Origin of the sequence: Pantoea sp. B550, from assembly GCF_024158165.1 — a bacterium.
In the GTDB taxonomy this organism is placed as follows: domain Bacteria; phylum Pseudomonadota; class Gammaproteobacteria; order Enterobacterales; family Enterobacteriaceae; genus Pantoea; species Pantoea alfalfae.
On sequence record NZ_JAMYXI010000003.1, the window covers coordinates 1,800,858 to 1,816,954 of the forward strand.

General features: G+C 54.2%; 14 protein-coding genes and 1 riboswitch. Of the genes, 7 read left to right on the forward strand and 7 right to left on the reverse strand.

Annotated elements, in window-relative coordinates:
* Nucleotides 1-37: 37 nt before the first annotated feature.
* A riboswitch (cobalamin riboswitch) is annotated at nucleotides 38-221 on the reverse strand.
* Between the two features lie 110 nt (nucleotides 222-331).
* Complete coding sequence (gene trmA / locus NIM72_RS11525) at nucleotides 332-1,435, forward strand: tRNA (uridine(54)-C5)-methyltransferase TrmA (protein WP_161733036.1); 1,104 nt, start codon at nucleotides 332-334, stop codon at nucleotides 1,433-1,435.
* Nucleotides 1,436-1,475: 40 nt separating this feature from the next.
* Here trmA and NIM72_RS11530 read toward each other — a convergent pair whose 3' ends face one another.
* On the reverse strand, nucleotides 1,476-1,829 hold the full coding sequence (locus tag NIM72_RS11530; protein ID WP_161733034.1) for a YijD family membrane protein: 354 nt from the start codon (nucleotides 1,827-1,829) through the stop codon (nucleotides 1,476-1,478).
* 14 nt (nucleotides 1,830-1,843) lie between these two features.
* Nucleotides 1,844-2,491, reverse strand: coding sequence for an HTH-type transcriptional repressor FabR (gene fabR / locus NIM72_RS11535; RefSeq protein ID WP_013359449.1), 648 nt, complete (start codon nucleotides 2,489-2,491; stop codon nucleotides 1,844-1,846).
* A gap of 192 nt (nucleotides 2,492-2,683) precedes the next feature.
* Between fabR and sthA the strand changes: the two genes are divergently transcribed.
* Nucleotides 2,684-4,084, forward strand: coding sequence for a Si-specific NAD(P)(+) transhydrogenase (gene sthA, locus NIM72_RS11540; protein WP_013359450.1), 1,401 nt, complete (start codon nucleotides 2,684-2,686; stop codon nucleotides 4,082-4,084).
* On the opposite strand, the gene oxyR is transcribed toward sthA, so the two are convergent.
* Complete coding sequence (gene oxyR / locus NIM72_RS11545) at nucleotides 4,067-4,984, reverse strand: DNA-binding transcriptional regulator OxyR (protein WP_033734435.1); 918 nt, start codon at nucleotides 4,982-4,984, stop codon at nucleotides 4,067-4,069. The two genes, sthA and oxyR, sit on opposite strands and share 18 nt — an antisense overlap.
* Nucleotides 4,985-5,108: 124 nt before the next feature.
* Here oxyR and NIM72_RS11550 point away from each other — a divergent pair, with 124 nt between their 5' ends.
* From NIM72_RS11550 to NIM72_RS11560, 3 genes are all read left to right on the forward strand, one after another.
* On the forward strand, nucleotides 5,109-5,843 hold the full coding sequence (locus NIM72_RS11550; protein ID WP_161733032.1) for a glutathione peroxidase: 735 nt from the start codon (nucleotides 5,109-5,111) through the stop codon (nucleotides 5,841-5,843).
* Nucleotides 5,844-6,374: 531 nt separating this feature from the next.
* Entirely contained in the window at nucleotides 6,375-6,680 is a 306-nt protein-coding gene (locus NIM72_RS11555; protein ID WP_253420435.1) for a hypothetical protein, read from the forward strand.
* A gap of 94 nt (nucleotides 6,681-6,774) precedes the next feature.
* Nucleotides 6,775-7,080 (forward strand): hypothetical protein, encoded by a 306-nt coding sequence (locus NIM72_RS11560; protein WP_202604887.1) that lies wholly within the window; start codon nucleotides 6,775-6,777, stop codon nucleotides 7,078-7,080.
* A gap of 177 nt (nucleotides 7,081-7,257) precedes the next feature.
* On the opposite strand, the gene argH is transcribed toward NIM72_RS11560, so the two are convergent.
* The 4 genes from argH to argC all read right to left on the reverse strand — a co-directional run bounded on the left by argH (nucleotide 7,258) and on the right by argC (nucleotide 11,759).
* Nucleotides 7,258-8,631, reverse strand: coding sequence for an argininosuccinate lyase (gene argH / locus NIM72_RS11565; RefSeq protein ID WP_253420438.1), 1,374 nt, complete (start codon nucleotides 8,629-8,631; stop codon nucleotides 7,258-7,260).
* A gap of 90 nt (nucleotides 8,632-8,721) precedes the next feature.
* Nucleotides 8,722-9,939, reverse strand: coding sequence for an argininosuccinate synthase (locus tag NIM72_RS11570; RefSeq protein ID WP_253420441.1), 1,218 nt, complete (start codon nucleotides 9,937-9,939; stop codon nucleotides 8,722-8,724).
* A 24-nt stretch (nucleotides 9,940-9,963) separates the two neighbouring features.
* Nucleotides 9,964-10,740 carry an acetylglutamate kinase gene (gene argB, locus NIM72_RS11575; protein ID WP_253420445.1) on the reverse strand — a complete coding sequence of 259 codons (777 nt, stop codon included), beginning with the start codon at nucleotides 10,738-10,740 and terminating at the stop codon, nucleotides 9,964-9,966.
* Nucleotides 10,741-10,754: 14 nt separating this feature from the next.
* On the reverse strand, nucleotides 10,755-11,759 hold the full coding sequence (argC, locus tag NIM72_RS11580; RefSeq protein ID WP_161733022.1) for an N-acetyl-gamma-glutamyl-phosphate reductase: 1,005 nt from the start codon (nucleotides 11,757-11,759) through the stop codon (nucleotides 10,755-10,757).
* Between the two features lie 167 nt (nucleotides 11,760-11,926).
* On the opposite strand from argC, the gene argE reads away from it, so the two are divergent.
* Nucleotides 11,927-13,075, forward strand: coding sequence for an acetylornithine deacetylase (argE, locus tag NIM72_RS11585; protein ID WP_253420448.1), 1,149 nt, complete (start codon nucleotides 11,927-11,929; stop codon nucleotides 13,073-13,075).
* Between the two features lie 352 nt (nucleotides 13,076-13,427).
* A complete protein-coding gene (gene ppc, locus NIM72_RS11590; RefSeq protein WP_161733018.1) occupies nucleotides 13,428-16,079 on the forward strand; it encodes a phosphoenolpyruvate carboxylase in 2,652 nt (883 codons plus the stop codon).
* Nucleotides 16,080-16,097 lie beyond the last annotated feature (18 nt).

Consider the following 16,097-nt stretch of genomic DNA (forward strand, 5'->3'; position numbering starts at 1 on the left):
CCGCGGGCCGACAATCAATAGAACGCGATGATTGAACGAGTAGCGACGTTACACCGGCAGGTCTTCGGGCTGGGAACCATAAGTGATGATGACTTCCCATCCCAGAGGACAGTGTCTGCAATTGCACTCATCACGACATTCCTTACCGCTGCGCGTCAGCTCCAGATTCACACTGGATTCCCTATTAACTCGGGCTTGAGGCCGGCGTCTGCAGTCTACGGAGTGGAGATACGGAAGTCCAGACTGCTAAATATCTTCTCGCTGCAGGACTGGACATCAGCAAGTGAATGCCTACAATCGCCCGCTGGTAAGCTATTAATCAGGATTGCTCATGACACCCGAACATCTCCCCATTGAAGAGTATGACGCACAGCTGGCGGAAAAAGTCAGTCGTTTAGAGACGATGATGACGCCGTTTGCTGCGCCCGACGTGGAGGTGTTCCGTTCGCCGGTCAGCCACTATCGGATGCGCGCCGAATTTCGCCTGTGGCACGACGGCGATGATATCTATCACATCATCTTTGATCAGCAGACACGCGAGCGGATCCGTGTTGATCAGTTCCCGGCGGCCAGCCAGCTGATCAACCAGCTGATGCCAAAGATGATCGCCGCGATCCGTGATAACCGCACCCTGCGCCATAAACTGTTTCAGATCGACTATCTGTCGACCCTGAGCAATCAGATTGTGATTTCACTGCTCTATCACCGCAAGCTGGATGATGAGTGGCAGCAGGCAGCGGCGGCGCTGCGTGACCAGCTGCGCGCTGAAGGGCTGGATGTGCAGCTGATTGGCCGTGCGACCAAAACCAAAATCTGTCTGGATCGCGACTATGTAGACGAGCGTCTGCCGGTGGCGGGTCGTGAGATTATCTATCGTCAGGTCGAGAACAGTTTTACCCAGCCCAATGCGGCGATGAATATTCAGATGCTGGAGTGGGCGCTGGATGTGACGCAGGATTCACTGGGTGATCTGCTGGAGCTTTATTGCGGCAATGGTAACTTCTCACTGGCACTGGCGCGCAATTTCCGCCGCGTGCTGGCGACTGAAATCGCCAAACCCTCTGTTGCCTCGGCGCAATACAACATTGCAGTGAACCAGATTGATAACGTGCAGATTATTCGCATGGCAGCGGAAGAGTTTACGCAGGCGATGAATGGCGTACGCAGCTTTAATCGTCTGGAAGGGATTGACCTGACCAGCTACGAATGCGAGACAATTTTTGTCGATCCGCCGCGCAGCGGACTGGATGAAGAGACGGTGAAAATGGTGCAGGCGTACCCGCGCATCCTTTATATCTCCTGTAACCCGCAAACTCTGAGCGACAATCTGCAGACGCTGTCAGAAACGCATGAGGTAACGCGGCTGGCGCTGTTTGATCAGTTCCCCTATACCCACCATATGGAATGCGGCGTTTTGCTGACGCGTAAAGCGTAAACAAAAACGGGAACCCTGAGGTTCCCGTTTTCATTCATAACTACTGATTGCGCTTGCGCTTAAATCGCGTCGCAATCCAGAACACCAGCGCCACCATCAGAACGGTGGGAACAAAGTTAGATCCAATGTCCGGGTATTCCGCCCGCACCAGCGCGCTATACACCAGAATCCCCAGCAGGAAAAACGCCGCCGCCAGACCTGGCATGCCGTCCGGCATGTTGGTGTTGAGGTAACGCTGATGCAGACACCAGGCCGCCAGACCCAGCGCAATCAGCGGAAAAATCGAAAAGGGAACAAAAGCGCTGAACAGCACAGAAAACGAGCCGTTAATCGCTAAGCCGGTAATAAAAGCCAGTGCCAGAGTGCTTTTATCGCGAATACCTGGTTGGGTCATGGACGGATCCTTACTCATTGCTCTTCGGGTTTTTCCAGGGTAACTGCCAGTCGTTCCTGCTCACGGCGATACCAGTAATAAGCGCCTTTGGCGATCATACGCAGCTGCAGTACCAGCCGATCCTCAAGCTTCCGTCGCTGCTCAGCATCAACATCCAGTGCTTCTGCACCGGCGCTGAAAACAATGGTCACCATCGCTTCCGCCTGCGCTTCGGTAAAACTACGCGGCATGCGATTTTCGACCTCAAGATAATCGGCCAGTTCAGCGATAAAGTGCTGAATTTCACGCGCCACGGCGGCACGAAAAGCGGCGGAGGTACCGGAACGTTCACGCAGTAACAGGCGGAAAGCGTTGGGATTGTTGCCGATGAACTCCATAAAGGTCGCCACCGACGTTTTAATGATGCTGCCGCCTTTGGCGATACGCTGGCGCGCCTGACGCATCAGCTGTCGCAGCATCAGCCCGCTTTCATCCACCATCGTCAGACCAAGCTCATCAACATCCTTAAAATGACGATAAAAAGAGGTGGGTGCTATCCCCGCTTCACGGGCAACTTCCCGCAAACTCAGACTGGTAAAACTGCGTTCGGCGCTGAGCTGACTGAAAGCTGCTTCAATCAGTGTACGCCGTGTACGTTCTTTTTGTTGCGCTCTGACGCCCATGCTCTCTGCCTTTAGCGGTAATGAGTGGGCACTATAACAAAATTTTCAGCGTACAGATTGGCAATCTTTGTCACCGCCTGTGAACCTCACTCTTTGTCAAAATGTGATGAAAATCGCTGATAGAATTCAGAAGTGCGCGACGAGATGTTAGAATCTCGTTGTAAAAATGTATAAATAATAGGACGTATCGGTATGCAAAAGTCTTACGATTACGATGCCATTGTGATTGGCTCAGGGCCCGGCGGTGAAGGGGCGGCGATGGGGCTGGTAAAACAGGGAGCGCGCATCGCCGTGATCGAACGCTACCACAACATCGGCGGCGGTTGTACGCACTGGGGCACCATCCCTTCTAAAGCCCTTCGCCACGCCGTCAGTCGCATTATTGAATTTAACCAGAACCCACTCTACAGCGATCATACCCGACTGCTTCGCTCCTCTTTTGCCGACATTCTCAATCACACAGAAAATGTTATCAGCCAGCAGACAGCCATGCGTCAGGGCTTCTACGAGCGTAACCGCTGTGAACTTTATCAGGGTGATGCGCATTTTGTTGATGCTAATACCATTGAGATTGAGCAACCTGATGGCACGCGTGAGACGCTGACGGCAGAGAAGTTTGTTATCGCCTGCGGTTCACGACCTTACCATCCTGACGATGTCGACTTTACCCACCCCCGCGTTTATGACTCTGACTCTATCCTCAACCTGCACCACGAACCAGGTCACGTCATTATTTATGGCGCGGGTGTAATTGGCTGTGAATATGCGTCCATTTTCCGTGGCCTGAACGTCAAAGTTGATCTGATTAACACCCGCGATCGCCTGCTGGCATTCCTTGATCAGGAGATGTCTGACTCCCTCTCTTACCACTTCTGGAACAGCGGCGTAGTCATTCGTCACAACGAAGAGTTTGAGAAGATCGAAGGCGTGGAAGATGGCGTGATCATGCATCTGAAGTCCGGCAAGAAAGTGAAAGCAGACTGTCTGCTTTACGCCAATGGCCGTACCGGTAACACTGATTCGCTGTCGCTGGAAAATGTCGGTCTGGAAGCGGATGGTCGTGGCCTGCTGAAAGTGAACAGCATGTATCAGACCGCTCAGCCACACATCTATGCCGTGGGTGACGTGATTGGCTATCCCAGCCTGGCCTCTGCTGCCTACGATCAGGGCCGTATTGCCGCGCAGGCGATTATCAAAGGAGAAGCGTCAGCGCACCTGATTGAAGATATCCCGACCGGCATCTACACCATTCCGGAAATCAGCTCTGTAGGTAAAACCGAGCAGCAGCTGACGGCCATGAAGGTGCCTTACGAAGTGGGCCGCGCGCAGTTCAAACATCTGGCGCGGGCGCAGATCGTCGGCATGAACGTTGGCAGTCTGAAAATTCTGTTCCATCGCGAAACGAAAGAGATTCTGGGGATCCACTGTTTTGGTGAGCGTGCCGCCGAGATTATTCACATCGGTCAGGCGATCATGGAGCAAAAAAATGGTGGTAACACGATTGAGTACTTCGTGAATACCACCTTTAATTATCCGACCATGGCTGAAGCCTATCGCGTTGCCGCGTTAAACGGCTTAAACCGCCTGTTTTAAGGCAGCGTCGAAATAGTGCGCCATGTGGGTTTTAATCGCCTCTGCCAGCTGTTCATAACGGCTGCGCAGAGGTGACCCCGGGCGATAGACCAGCGCAATTGTACGCTGTGGCACCGGTTTGTAGCAGGGAAGATAGCAGACGCCATCGCGGACGCGTTCCGGCGGGACGGCAAGCGCCGGTAACAGCGTAATCCCGCTGCCAGCCGCCACCATATTGCGCAGCGTCTCAAGACTGGTTGCGCGGAAGTGGGTATCTTCATCCGCACCCGCCTCAAAGCAGAAACCCATCGCCTGGTCACGCAGACAGTGCCCGTCTTCCAGCATCAGCAACTTCTCGCCAGCCAGATCAGACATCGGTACGCGATCGCGGTCGCACCACGGATGATCGGCATAGACTGCCAGCTTCATCGGCTCATCAAATAACGGCACTTCGATAAAAGCCTGACTCTCTTTGACCAGCGCGATAATCGCGCAGTCCAGCTTGCCGCTGTCGAGCTGAGACAACAACTGTTGCGTCTGCGCTTCGTGCAGGTACATCTCCAGTTTCGGGAATGTCTGGTGCAGCGTAGGGATAATCTGTGGCAATAAATAGGGCGCGGTGGTCGGAATGAGGCCGATATGCAGCGGACCTGACATCGCTTCCCCTTGCTGACTGGCCATCTCTTTCAGCACTTTCACTTCACGCAGTACCGTTCGCGCCTGATCCACCAGCAGCAGACCTGCCTGTGTGAACAGCACTTTGCGGCTGGTGCGCTCCAGCAGCATCACACCCAGCTCATCTTCCAGCTTACGGATCTGCCCGCTTAATGTTGGCTGACTGACATGACACGCATCCGCAGCACGGCGGAAATGACGGTGTTCAGCAAGCGAAACCAGATATTCAAGATCACGAATATTCATTATTACCCTCCAAACCACGATAGCCCGTGGCGATAGATAGAATAGCAATGAACGATTGGCCCTATCAAGGGTGGTTGGGAATAATGCGCGCATCAAATGGAACGCGGCAGGTCAGGAGCAAAAAATGTTTGCAAGTCAGGAAGGTAACGCTATTCCGTCAGTCACTTTTCACACACGTCAGGGCGATCGCTGGGTTGATGTCACCACAGAAGCGCTGTTTAAAGACAAAACGGTGATCGTTTTTTCACTGCCGGGAGCCTTTACACCCACCTGCTCCTCCAGCCATCTGCCGCGTTACAACGAATTAGCGGGTCTGTTTGCCCAACATGGGGTGGACAGCATTCTGTGCGTTTCAGTGAATGACACCTTTGTGATGAACGCCTGGAAAGCCGAACAGCGCGCAGACAACATTACTTTTATTCCCGATGGCAACGGCGAGTTCACGCGTGGCATGGAGATGCTGGTTGAGAAAGCCGATCTCGGTTTTGGCCCGCGTTCATGGCGTTACTCGATGCTGGTGCGTAACGGCATGGTCGAGAAAATGTTCGTTGAGCCGAACAAACCTGGTGACCCGTTTGAGGTCTCCGATGCTGACACCATGCTGCGCTATCTGGCGCCGGAGTGTAAAGCCCAGGAGTCGGTCTCCATATTCACTAAACCTGGCTGCACCTTCTGCACTCAGGCAAAACAGATGCTGATGGATCACGGTATTCAGTACGAAGAAATTGTGCTGGGGCAGGATGCGACAACCGTAAGTCTGCGTGCCGTATCAGGCCGGGCGACGGTGCCGCAGATCTTCATGGGCGGTCGTCACATTGGCGGCAGTGAGGATCTGCAACAATATTTGCTGTCAGCGTAAGAGAATCTGAGCGTCGGCCGGGAGAGCGGGCGCTTTGATGATGTGCCTATAAAAAAGTAGTAATTCTGAAGCTAGAGGTTGGCGGGCATTTAATGTGCCCGCTTTTTTTACCTGCTAAGCAGCTGACAACCACTTTTTCAGATCTCGCAATTATTACACGGAAAATAGTCAGATTAACTGGAGGACCTATAATAATGCCAGATAATAGGTAAGAACCCGCAACTTACACATACTCAACTCTCTGGGAAATTCTCTTCAGAAAAAACCTCACCCACGAAATAAGATAAACAACGTTAATTCGTTAAAATTACCATACTGCAACCCATGTAAAAATACGCACAGTGGATATAATTTGAAATTATTCATACTGAAATCCGCATAACAAAAATAAAATAATACCAGTGCGTAAAATGGAAATTATGCCATATACCATCTCCCATCACTCGGTTATTTTTGACTTCGTCGAATACCTTTATATGTTCAGACGAAAATCCTGGTCTATTTAGAAACAACTTTTTGATGGATATAATTATGCGTACTTTATCTTATGAAGAAACAAATGCAGTGAGTGGTGCTGACCTGCAAGGTGCACTCATCGGCATGGTAGATGGTGCAGCAACAGGTATGGCTATTGGGGGTAAATGGGGTGGTGCAGGCGGCTTCATCGTTGGTGGCATATCACAGCTTTTTGGCTTGATTATTCCAACCATCATGGGTGGTGTCGCAGGCTTAGTTGTCGGCGCTGCCACCGATACCGCTTCAGTGCAAAGCCTGATTGCAGATTATCGTACCGCTTTCGGTCCAGGTAACGTTGATCATGGCGGCACGATCGGTTAATCCTCGCGACTAGTGACTCCAGGGGGCGATACAGTGTCTGAGAAACTTATCACTGCGCCCTTTTTTCTTCTGCAGAATAAAAATGGAATCTCGCATGAGAATGTTATCGATTAATGAATTTCAATATGTCAGTGGTGCGGCGGTAATTACTACTGAAACCTGGGCTTATATGGATCAGGTGCTGAGTAATACCTTAGATGGCGCATCTACTGGCATGGCGATTGGTGGAAAATGGGGAGGCGCAGGCGGCATTATATTTGGCGCTATATCTCAACTAGTCGGTCTTATTGTCCCCGCAATAATGGGCGGCATATTGGGCATGGTATCCAGCATTACGATAGGTTACGAGGCGACAGGGCTGTTACTAAATGATTATCGGGAAAAATTCGGCACTGCTTAATTTTTTCAAAAAAACAAACTAAAGACTACCGGTAATAGCAACTGATGTTGGTTTTCGCCCAAAGTTTTAGTACGGTCGAATAATCAGCACACCCAGTGGTTAATAATTTCGCAAAGGTAATGCCCTTTACCTGACATTATAATAACGGGCAAAGCATTAACTCTGCCCGCTTCTCAATCACGCCAGACGCTGCTTAGCATCACCGATGGAACGCGCAACCTGCTGTGGCGAGACACCGCCCTGCGCATTACGCTTATCCAGACAGGATTGTAGCGCCAGAATCGGATAAACATCCTCGCCAATCACCGAGCTGAACTGCTGCAACTGCGCCAGCGACAACGCTTCCAGCGCCACGCCCTGCCCGATGGCAGCAACCACCACTTCCCCGACGATATGGTGTGCTTCACGGAATGGCACACCTTTAGCGACCAGATAGTCAGCCAGTTCGGTGGAGTTTGCGTAACCCTGTTCCGCCGCTTCCTGGCAGCGCGGACGCTTAACCTGCAGGCCATCCAGCACCAGTACGGACATATGCAGACAGTCGAGCCAGGTGTCGAGCGCGTCAAACAGCCCCTCTTTGTCTTCCTGCATATCTTTGTTGTAGGCAAGTGGCAAACCTTTCAGCGTCATCATCATGCCGGTCAGTGCGCCCTGCACCCGACCACACTTGCCGCGAATCAGCTCCAGCGCATCCGGGTTTTTCTTCTGCGGCATCAGCGATGAGCCAGAAGTGACTTTATCTGACAGCTCAATAAAGCCCGCTTCGCCGGTATTGAAGAAGATCATATCTTCAGCAAAACGCGACAGATGCACCATGCCAATGGCCGCATCAGACAGCAGCTCCAGCACGTGATCGCGATCTGATACCGTATCCAGACTATTGCGCGTTGCAGAAGCAAAGCCCAGCCAGCCAGCCAGTTGCTGACGATCAATCTCGTAAGCGGTACCAGCCAGAGCGCCACAGCCCAGCGGGCTGACATCAAGCCGCTTCAGGGTATCCTGCAGACGGCTCTCGTCACGCGCCAGCATTTCAACGTAGGCCAGACACCAGTGCGCAAATGTCACCGGCTGCGCACGCTGCAGGTGGGTGTAGCCAGGCATCACCGCATCCTGATTCACTTCCGCGGTGACCACCAGTGCCTGCTGAAGATCACGCGTGGCTCCCAGCAGCGCCTCAATCTGCACCTTGCACCACAGTTTCAGATCGGTCGCGACCTGATCGTTACGGCTACGGCCGGTATGCAGCTTTTTACCCAGCGCACCGACTTTGTCGATCAGCTTGCCTTCAACCCAGCTGTGGATATCTTCGGCGTCGCTCTGCAGGATCTGTTCAGGATTCTCACGCACGTCATCCAGTAACGCATTCAGCGCTGCTTCCAGCTGCTGCTGCTCATCCTGAGTCAGAACATTGACCGTCACCAGCGCTTTGGACCAGGCAACAGAGCCAATGATGTCCTGCTCAGCCAGGCGGTAATCGAAGCGCAGCGAGTCATTGAACTGTTTAAAACGCTGATCCGCTGCCTGAGTAAACCGTCCACCCCAAAGTGCCATGTGAAAACTCCTCTGAATCGTTAAACAAGAGGCGGCATAAATGCCGCCCCTGAATGAAAACTGTGAGGCGAGGCGCACCCCGCCTGAAAATTACTTCTTCTGCTCGTTCAGGGCGCGGATACGCGAAGAGAGCGAGAACAGACGGATAAAGCCGCCCGCATGACGGTGATCGTAGACCTCATCCTCACCAAAGGTGGCGAACTCTTCTGAATAGAGGCTGTTCGCGGAACGCTTCTGGGTGGCTGTCGCCTGGCCTTTATAAAGCTGCAGCACCACTTCACCGTTAACGTCTTCCGCCAGCGATTCAGCAGCAGCCTGAATTGACTTACGCAGCGGTGCGAACCAGCGGCCGTCATAAACCACGTAAGACATCTCGTGACCCAGCTGCTCACGCCATTTGAAGCTATCGCGATCCAGCACCAACTGCTCAACCGCACGCAGCGCATTCACCATGATGGTGCCGCCCGGGGTTTCGTAGCAGCCGCGGGATTTAATGCCCACCAGACGGTTTTCAACGATATCGATACGGCCAACGCCATGCTTTGCGCCCAGCACGTTGAGTTTTTCCAGACACTGGAACGGACTCAGTTTTTCGCCGTTAACCGCCACAACCCGACCTTTTTCCACGGTTACGGTCACTTCTTCAGGCTGGTCAGGGGCGTCCAGCGGATCGACAGTCCAGACCCAGCAATCTTTATTCGGTGCATTGGCCGGGCTTTCCAGCACGCCGCCTTCGGTGGAGATGTGCCAGGCGTTTTCGTCACGGCTGTAGATTTTTTCCAGCGACGCGGTGGTCGGGATGTTGCGCTCTTTCAGGTAGTCCAGCAGCGCTTCACGTGAACGCAGGTTCCATTCACGCCACGGTGCCACCACTTTGAGCTGCGGTGCCAGCGCGGTGTAGGTGGTTTCGAAACGCACCTGGTCATTCCCTTTACCGGTTGCGCCGTGACACAGCGCATCTGCGCCCACTTTCAGCGCCAGCTCAACCTGGGCTTTAGCGATGATAGGACGCGCCATTGAGGTGCCCAGCAGATAGGTGCCTTCATACAGCGCACCGGTCTGCAGCACCGGATAGACGTAGTCGCTGATAAACTCTTCACGCAGGTCAACCACGTGGCATTCAGATGCGCCGGACTGCAGGGCTTTCTTCTCTACACCTTCCAGATCGCCGCGCTCCTGACCGATGTCCGCTACGAAAGCGACCACTTCACAGCCGCCGTAGTTCTCTTTCAGCCATGGAATAATGGCTGACGTATCAAGACCACCGGAGTAAGCCAGAACGATTTTTTTGATGTTTTGCGTTTGCATTTCGTAATCCTTGAATCAGAGTCGTTAAGCGAGAATCCGGGTGCCAATAGACACGCCGTTAAACAGGTCAGGCAGCCGCTCAGCGTGACGCCAGCTGGCAATATCCACCGGACGGCCCAGCGTACGCGCCGCATCAAGCGCAGCGTGCACTTTAACAATCATGCCGTCAGTAATAATGCCCTGGGTAATCAGCTGCTCAGCTTTGTCGGCGGTCATCTCTTCGATGCGCTGACCTTTGCCGTCGAGAATACCACTGACGTCTGACAACAGAACCAGATCGGCGCCCAGCGTTGAGGCCAGTGCGGTCGCCGCCTGGTCAGCGTTGACGTTCATCAGGTCGCCGCTGTCAGTAATGCCAATGGAGCTCACCACCGGCATATAACCGGCCGCCAGCAGGGTGTTCAGCAAGACCGGATCTCCCGGCATTGCATGGCCAACATGGCCGAGTTCTTCATCAAACGGGGCGACATTGACGATGCCCGCATCGCCCAGGCAGAGGCCGACCGCGTTGATGCCCGATTTTTTCGCCCAGGCCAGCAGCGTTTTATTCGCGGTTCCCGCCAGCGCACCGGTAATAATGTCAATCTGATCGGCCGGGGTGACGCGCAGGCCATTTTTCTTCATCACCGGCAGCGCCAGCTTTTTCATCAGCTCATCCACCAGGCAGCCGCCGCCGTGGACGATGATCAGCGGACGCTGATGAGCGCTACGATAGTTAAGCAGTGCTTCAAACAAGCGCGCCAGCGCTTCTTCGCTGTCTAACAGCACACCGCCCAGCTTAATAATCAATGGATTGGTCATGGTTTAGTTACCCGTTAAATCAGTGACTGCGTTTCAGGGAAGCCGAACCGGATGTTCAGGCACTGTACTGCCTGCGATGCCGCCCCTTTCAGCAGATTATCTTCGGCTGCTACAACAATCAGATGTTCGTCCTGCACTTCAAAACCGATATCGCAGTAAGGCAGGCCGACAACGGCTTTCAGCGCCGGTACGCCCTTATCGTAGAGGCGCACCAGCGGCTTGTCGTCATAGGCACGATGGAAGACGGCAGCGATATCTTCGCGGCTGACACCCGCTTTCAGACGGCAGGTGATGGTCGCCAGGATACCGCGCGGGAAGCTCCCCAGGTGCGGTGTAAAGATCACTGGCGTACCGAGGTGCGCGACAATTTCCGGGTGGTGACGATGATTAAACAGACCGTAAGGCTGCAGGCTCACTTCGCAGAAGCTGGTCCCGACACTGGCTTTACGTCCGGCACCGCTCACGCCGCTGGTGGCGTTAATAACCGGCCACTGCGCATCGTTTAACAGTCCCGCATCCACCAGAGGTTTCAGTGCCAGCTGAGCCGCGGTCGGGTAGCAACCGGGTACCGCCACCAGTTGCGCCTGCTGAATTTTCTCATGCTGATATTCCGCCAGGCCGTAAACGGCTTTATCGAGCCAGTCGCCATGCTGATGCGTGAAACCGTAGAAACGGGTGTAAAAATCAGCGTCGTTAACGCGGAACGCACCCGACAGGTCGAATACCACACAGCCAGCCTTGAGAAATTCCGGGGCCAGGTCGTGGCTGACTTCGTGGGCCGTCGCCAGGAACACGACATCCACTTTGTCTGCCCACTCCTCCGCGCTGCTCAGCGGCTGCAGCGGTAAATCCACCACGCCTTTCAGCTGCGGATGGAGATCGGACAGGCGCTTGCCGGCATCAGGGCTTTGCGCCGAAACCGCCAAAGCGGTTATGTTGATATGTGGATGGCGATTCAGGAAGGTGGCAAGCTCAACACCAGCATAACCACTGGCACCAACGATCAGCGTATTCAACATCAGGCTGTAACCCTTTTTACAGTCGCACGTTCCGGGTCGCGGCCTTGCCCCGTTACCCACCCTGTCATCTGCAGTGATTTAAGGTTCCCTTGCAGAGGACGTTAATGTATTTTTATTCACTATTAATGCATGAATATGGATACATCCTAACCCAAGGACCGCCAACAGTGAAGACAAAATTACCGCCTTTTATTGAACTGTACAGCCAGCTAATCGCCACACCGTCGATCAGTGCAACCGATGCCGCACTGGATCAGAGTAATGAAACTTTAATCAATTTGCTGGCCGGCTGGTTCCGCGACCTTGGCTTCAGCGTTGAAGTGCAACCGGTGCCCGGCACCCGCAATAAATTTAACATGCTGGCGCGAACCGGCAACGGAGCGGGCGGCCTGCTGTTAGCGGGTCATACGGATACCGTTCCCTTTGACGATGGCCGCTGGACGCGCGATCCCTTTACCCTGACCGAGCACGACAACAAGCTCTATGGTCTGGGCACGGCAGACATGAAAGGCTTCTTCGCCTTTATTCTCGATACGCTGCGCGATGTGGATGTCAGCACACTGAGTAAGCCGCTCTATATCCTCGCCACAGCCGATGAAGAGACCACCATGGCGGGTGCCAAATATTTCTCGGAATCAACGCAACTGCGTCCCGACTGCGCCATCATCGGTGAACCGACCTCGCTGAAACCGGTGCGCGCGCACAAGGGCCATCTGTCCAACGTGATTCGTATTGAAGGGAAATCGGGCCATTCCAGCGATCCGGCGCGTGGCGTCAATGCCATTGAACTGATGCATGAGTCGATCACCCATCTGATGCAACTGCGTCACACGCTGCAGGAGCGTTATCACCATGACGGCTTTGCTATTCCCTATCCCACTATGAATTTCGGCCATATTCATGGCGGCGACGCCGCTAACCGTATTTGCGCCTGCTGTGAACTGCATATGGATATCCGTCCGCTGCCAGGCCTGTCGCTGAGCGATCTGGATGGGTTACTGAACGAGGCGCTGGCACCCGTGAGTGCACGCTGGCCGGGCCGTGTCACGGTGGCCGAACTGCATCCGCCGATTCCGGGCTATGAGTGTCCGGCAAACCATGAGTTAGTGAGCGTGGTAGAGAAATTGCTGGGTACGCCAACCGAGGTGGTGAACTACTGCACCGAAGCGCCGTTTATTCAACAGCTCTGCCCGACGCTGGTCCTGGGTCCAGGTTCGATTAATCAGGCACACCAGCCAGATGAATTTATCGATACGGCATTTATTAAGCCGACCCGGGCGCTTATCAGTCAGGTTGTGCAGCATTTTTGTCACTGATTGACAGTAAATGGGGCATTTCACTGTATTAACAGCAAAATGCCCCCTCATTCTGCGGGAATTAACAATAAGAATAACTTATCCCGCTTCCTTCCCGATAAATTCTGTGAATTTCCGTTAGTTAGCGCCATCTTCAGCGCACTTTAACGCATTTGACGAACGCAACATTACGTGGCTAGATAAAAGACGATGTTATGCCTACCGGGTGATTATCCAGAACGTTTCAGAATGCGGACAGGCGGCAACGGAGCCGGTTCCCTTTAGAGTATCGGGAACACGATGTTGCTGATTTTTTGCTGCCTGAAAGGTCGGGTGTAGAAGTTTTTAAAGACGATAAGGGTGTCAGGGTCCAATGAACGAACAATATTCCGCAATGCGAAGTAATGTCAGTATGCTCGGCAAACTGCTCGGGGATACGATTAAGGATGCACTGGGAGAGAACATCCTCGACCAGGTGGAAACCATCCGTAAGCTCTCCAAGTCATCCCGTGCAGGCAATGATACTCATCGTAAAGAGCTGCTCAATACGCTGCAGAACCTCTCCAACGAGGAGCTTCTGCCGGTTGCACGCGCATTCAGCCAGTTTCTGAACCTCACCAACGTGGCTGAGCAGTATCAGACCATCTCGCAGAGCGGCGAAGGTGAGAACCATCCTGAACTGCTGAAAAAGACCTTTGATACCCTGAAGCAGCAGAAAGATATCAGCGAAACCGACATTCTGGCGGCCATTGAGTCGCTGTCGCTGGAGCTGGTGCTGACTGCGCACCCGACCGAAATCACCCGCCGTACGCTGATTCACAAGCTGGTTGAAGTGAACAGCTGTCTGAAACAGCTCGACCACAGCGACGTCTCCGACTACGAGCGTAACCAGATTATGCGCCGTCTGCGTCAGCTGGTGGCACAGGCGTGGCACACCGATGAGATCCGTAAATATCGTCCGACCCCTGTCGACGAAGCCAAATGGGGCTTCGCCGTCGTGGAAAACAGCCTGTGGGAAGGCGTTCCTGCCTTCCTGCGTGAGCTGAATGAGCAGGTCGAAGAGGCCTTTGGCATTAAGCTGCCGGTCGATTTCGTGCCGGTTCAGTTCACCTCCTGGATGGGTGGCGACCGCGACGGTAACCCGAACGTCACGGCATCGATCACCCGCCATGTGATGCAGCTAAGCCGCTGGAAAGCCACAGACCTGTTCCTGCGTGATATCGGCGTATTGATTTCCGAGCTGTCGATGTCCGAGTGCAGCGAAGAGATCCGCGAGCTCAGCGGCGATCCGGAAGCGCTGGAACCTTATCGCGTAATCCTGAAACGCCTGCGCAGCCAGTTAATGTCTACCCAGTCATTCCTGGAACGCCGCCTGAAAGGTGAGCGTCTGCCGCGTCCGGCCGATTTGCTGGTCTCAAACGATCAGCTGTGGGACCCGTTGTATGCCATCTATCAGTCACTGCAACAGTGCGGCATGGGCATTATTGCCAACGGTCAGTTGCTCGATACGCTGCGCCGCGTGAAATGCTTCGGCGTGCCGCTGGTGCGTATCGATCTGCGTCAGGAAAGTACCCGCCATACAGAGGCGATTGCTGAAGTCACCCGTTACCTGGGCCTCGGCGATTATGAAAGCTGGTCCGAAGCAGACAAACAGGCCTTCCTGATCCGTGAACTGAACTCCAAACGCCCATTGCTGCCACGCAGCTGGGAACCCAGCGATGAGACGCGTGAAGTGCTGGAGACCTGTCGCGTTGCGGCTGAAGCGCCACAAGGCTCTATCGCCGCTTATGTTATTTCGATGGCGAAAACCCCGTCCGACGTGCTGGCCGTGCATCTGCTGCTGAAAGAAGCAGGTATCGGCTATGCGATGCCGGTTGCACCGCTGTTTGAAACACTGGATGACCTGAACAACGCAAACGACGTGATGAGCCAGTTACTGAGCATCGACTGGTATCGCGGCTTTATTCAGGGCAAACAGATGGTGATGATTGGCTATTCTGACTCGGCGAAAGATGCCGGTGTGATGGCCGCCAGCTGGGCGCAGTATCAGGCACAGGATGCGCTGATTAAAACCTGCGAAAAAGCGGGGATTTCACTGACGCTGTTCCACGGACGCGGCGGCAGCATTGGCCGTGGCGGCGCACCTGCCCATGCTGCGCTGCTGTCACAACCGCCAGGCAGCCTGCGCGGCGGTCTGCGTGTGACCGAACAGGGCGAGATGATCCGCTTTAAATATGGTTTACCAGCCGTGACGATCGCCAGCCTGTCGCTCTACACCGGCGCGATTCTGGAAGCGAACCTGATGCCACCACCGGAGCCAAAACGCGAATGGCGCGACATCATGGATCAGCTCTCTGCTGACTCCTGCGCAATGTATCGCGGGTATGTGCGTGAAAATGCAGACTTCGTCCCCTACTTCCGTTCGGCGACGCCGGAGCAGGAACTGGGTAAATTACCGCTCGGCTCACGTCCGGCTAAACGCCGTCCTACCGGTGGCGTGGAGTCGCTACGTGCGATCCCGTGGATTTTTGCCTGGACGCAGAACCGCCTGATGCTGCCTGCCTGGCTCGGTGCCGGTGCTGCCCTGCAGCAGGCGATGGCGGCCGGTCATCAGGATCAGCTGGAAGCGATGTGCCGCGACTGGCCGTTCTTCTCAACCCGTCTGGGCATGCTGGAGATGGTGTTCTCGAAAGCGGACCTGTGGCTGGCGGAATATTACGATCAGCGTCTGGTCGACAAATCACTCTGGCCGCTGGGCAAACAGCTACGCGATCAGCTTGATGCCGATATTAAAGCGGTACTGACCATCGCCAACGACTCGCACCTGATGGCTGACCAGCCGTGGATTGCCGAGTCGATTGCGCTGCGTAACGTCTATACCGATCCGCTCAACGTACTCCAGGCAGAACTGCTGCATCGTTCCCGTGCGCAGGAAGCGCGGGGTGAAGAACCGGATGCCCGCGTTGAGCAGGCTCTGATGGTGACGATTGCGGGTGTCGCAGCAGGCATGCGCAATACCGGTTAATCCTGATCAGGCACGGCC

Bases quoted from the DNA above. Each gene is read 5' to 3' on its own strand.
- NIM72_RS11560 (WP_202604887.1), top strand. From the start codon at position 6,775: ATGAGAATGTTATCGATTAATGAATTTCAATATGTCAGTGGTGCGGCG.
- argC (WP_161733022.1), bottom strand. From the start codon at position 11,759: ATGTTGAATACGCTGATCGTTGGTGCCAGTGGTTATGCTGGTGTTGAG.
- argB (WP_253420445.1), bottom strand. From the start codon at position 10,740: ATGACCAATCCATTGATTATTAAGCTGGGCGGTGTGCTGTTAGACAGC.
- NIM72_RS11555 (WP_253420435.1), top strand. From the start codon at position 6,375: ATGCGTACTTTATCTTATGAAGAAACAAATGCAGTGAGTGGTGCTGAC.
- NIM72_RS11550 (WP_161733032.1), top strand. From the start codon at position 5,109: ATGTTTGCAAGTCAGGAAGGTAACGCTATTCCGTCAGTCACTTTTCAC.
- argH (WP_253420438.1), bottom strand. From the start codon at position 8,631: ATGGCACTTTGGGGTGGACGGTTTACTCAGGCAGCGGATCAGCGTTTT.
- NIM72_RS11570 (WP_253420441.1), bottom strand. From the start codon at position 9,939: ATGCAAACGCAAAACATCAAAAAAATCGTTCTGGCTTACTCCGGTGGT.
- NIM72_RS11530 (WP_161733034.1), bottom strand. From the start codon at position 1,829: ATGACCCAACCAGGTATTCGCGATAAAAGCACTCTGGCACTGGCTTTT.
- trmA (WP_161733036.1), top strand. From the start codon at position 332: ATGACACCCGAACATCTCCCCATTGAAGAGTATGACGCACAGCTGGCG.
- oxyR (WP_033734435.1), bottom strand. From the start codon at position 4,984: ATGAATATTCGTGATCTTGAATATCTGGTTTCGCTTGCTGAACACCGT.
- sthA (WP_013359450.1), top strand. From the start codon at position 2,684: ATGCAAAAGTCTTACGATTACGATGCCATTGTGATTGGCTCAGGGCCC.
- fabR (WP_013359449.1), bottom strand. From the start codon at position 2,491: ATGGGCGTCAGAGCGCAACAAAAAGAACGTACACGGCGTACACTGATT.
- ppc (WP_161733018.1), top strand. From the start codon at position 13,428: ATGAACGAACAATATTCCGCAATGCGAAGTAATGTCAGTATGCTCGGC.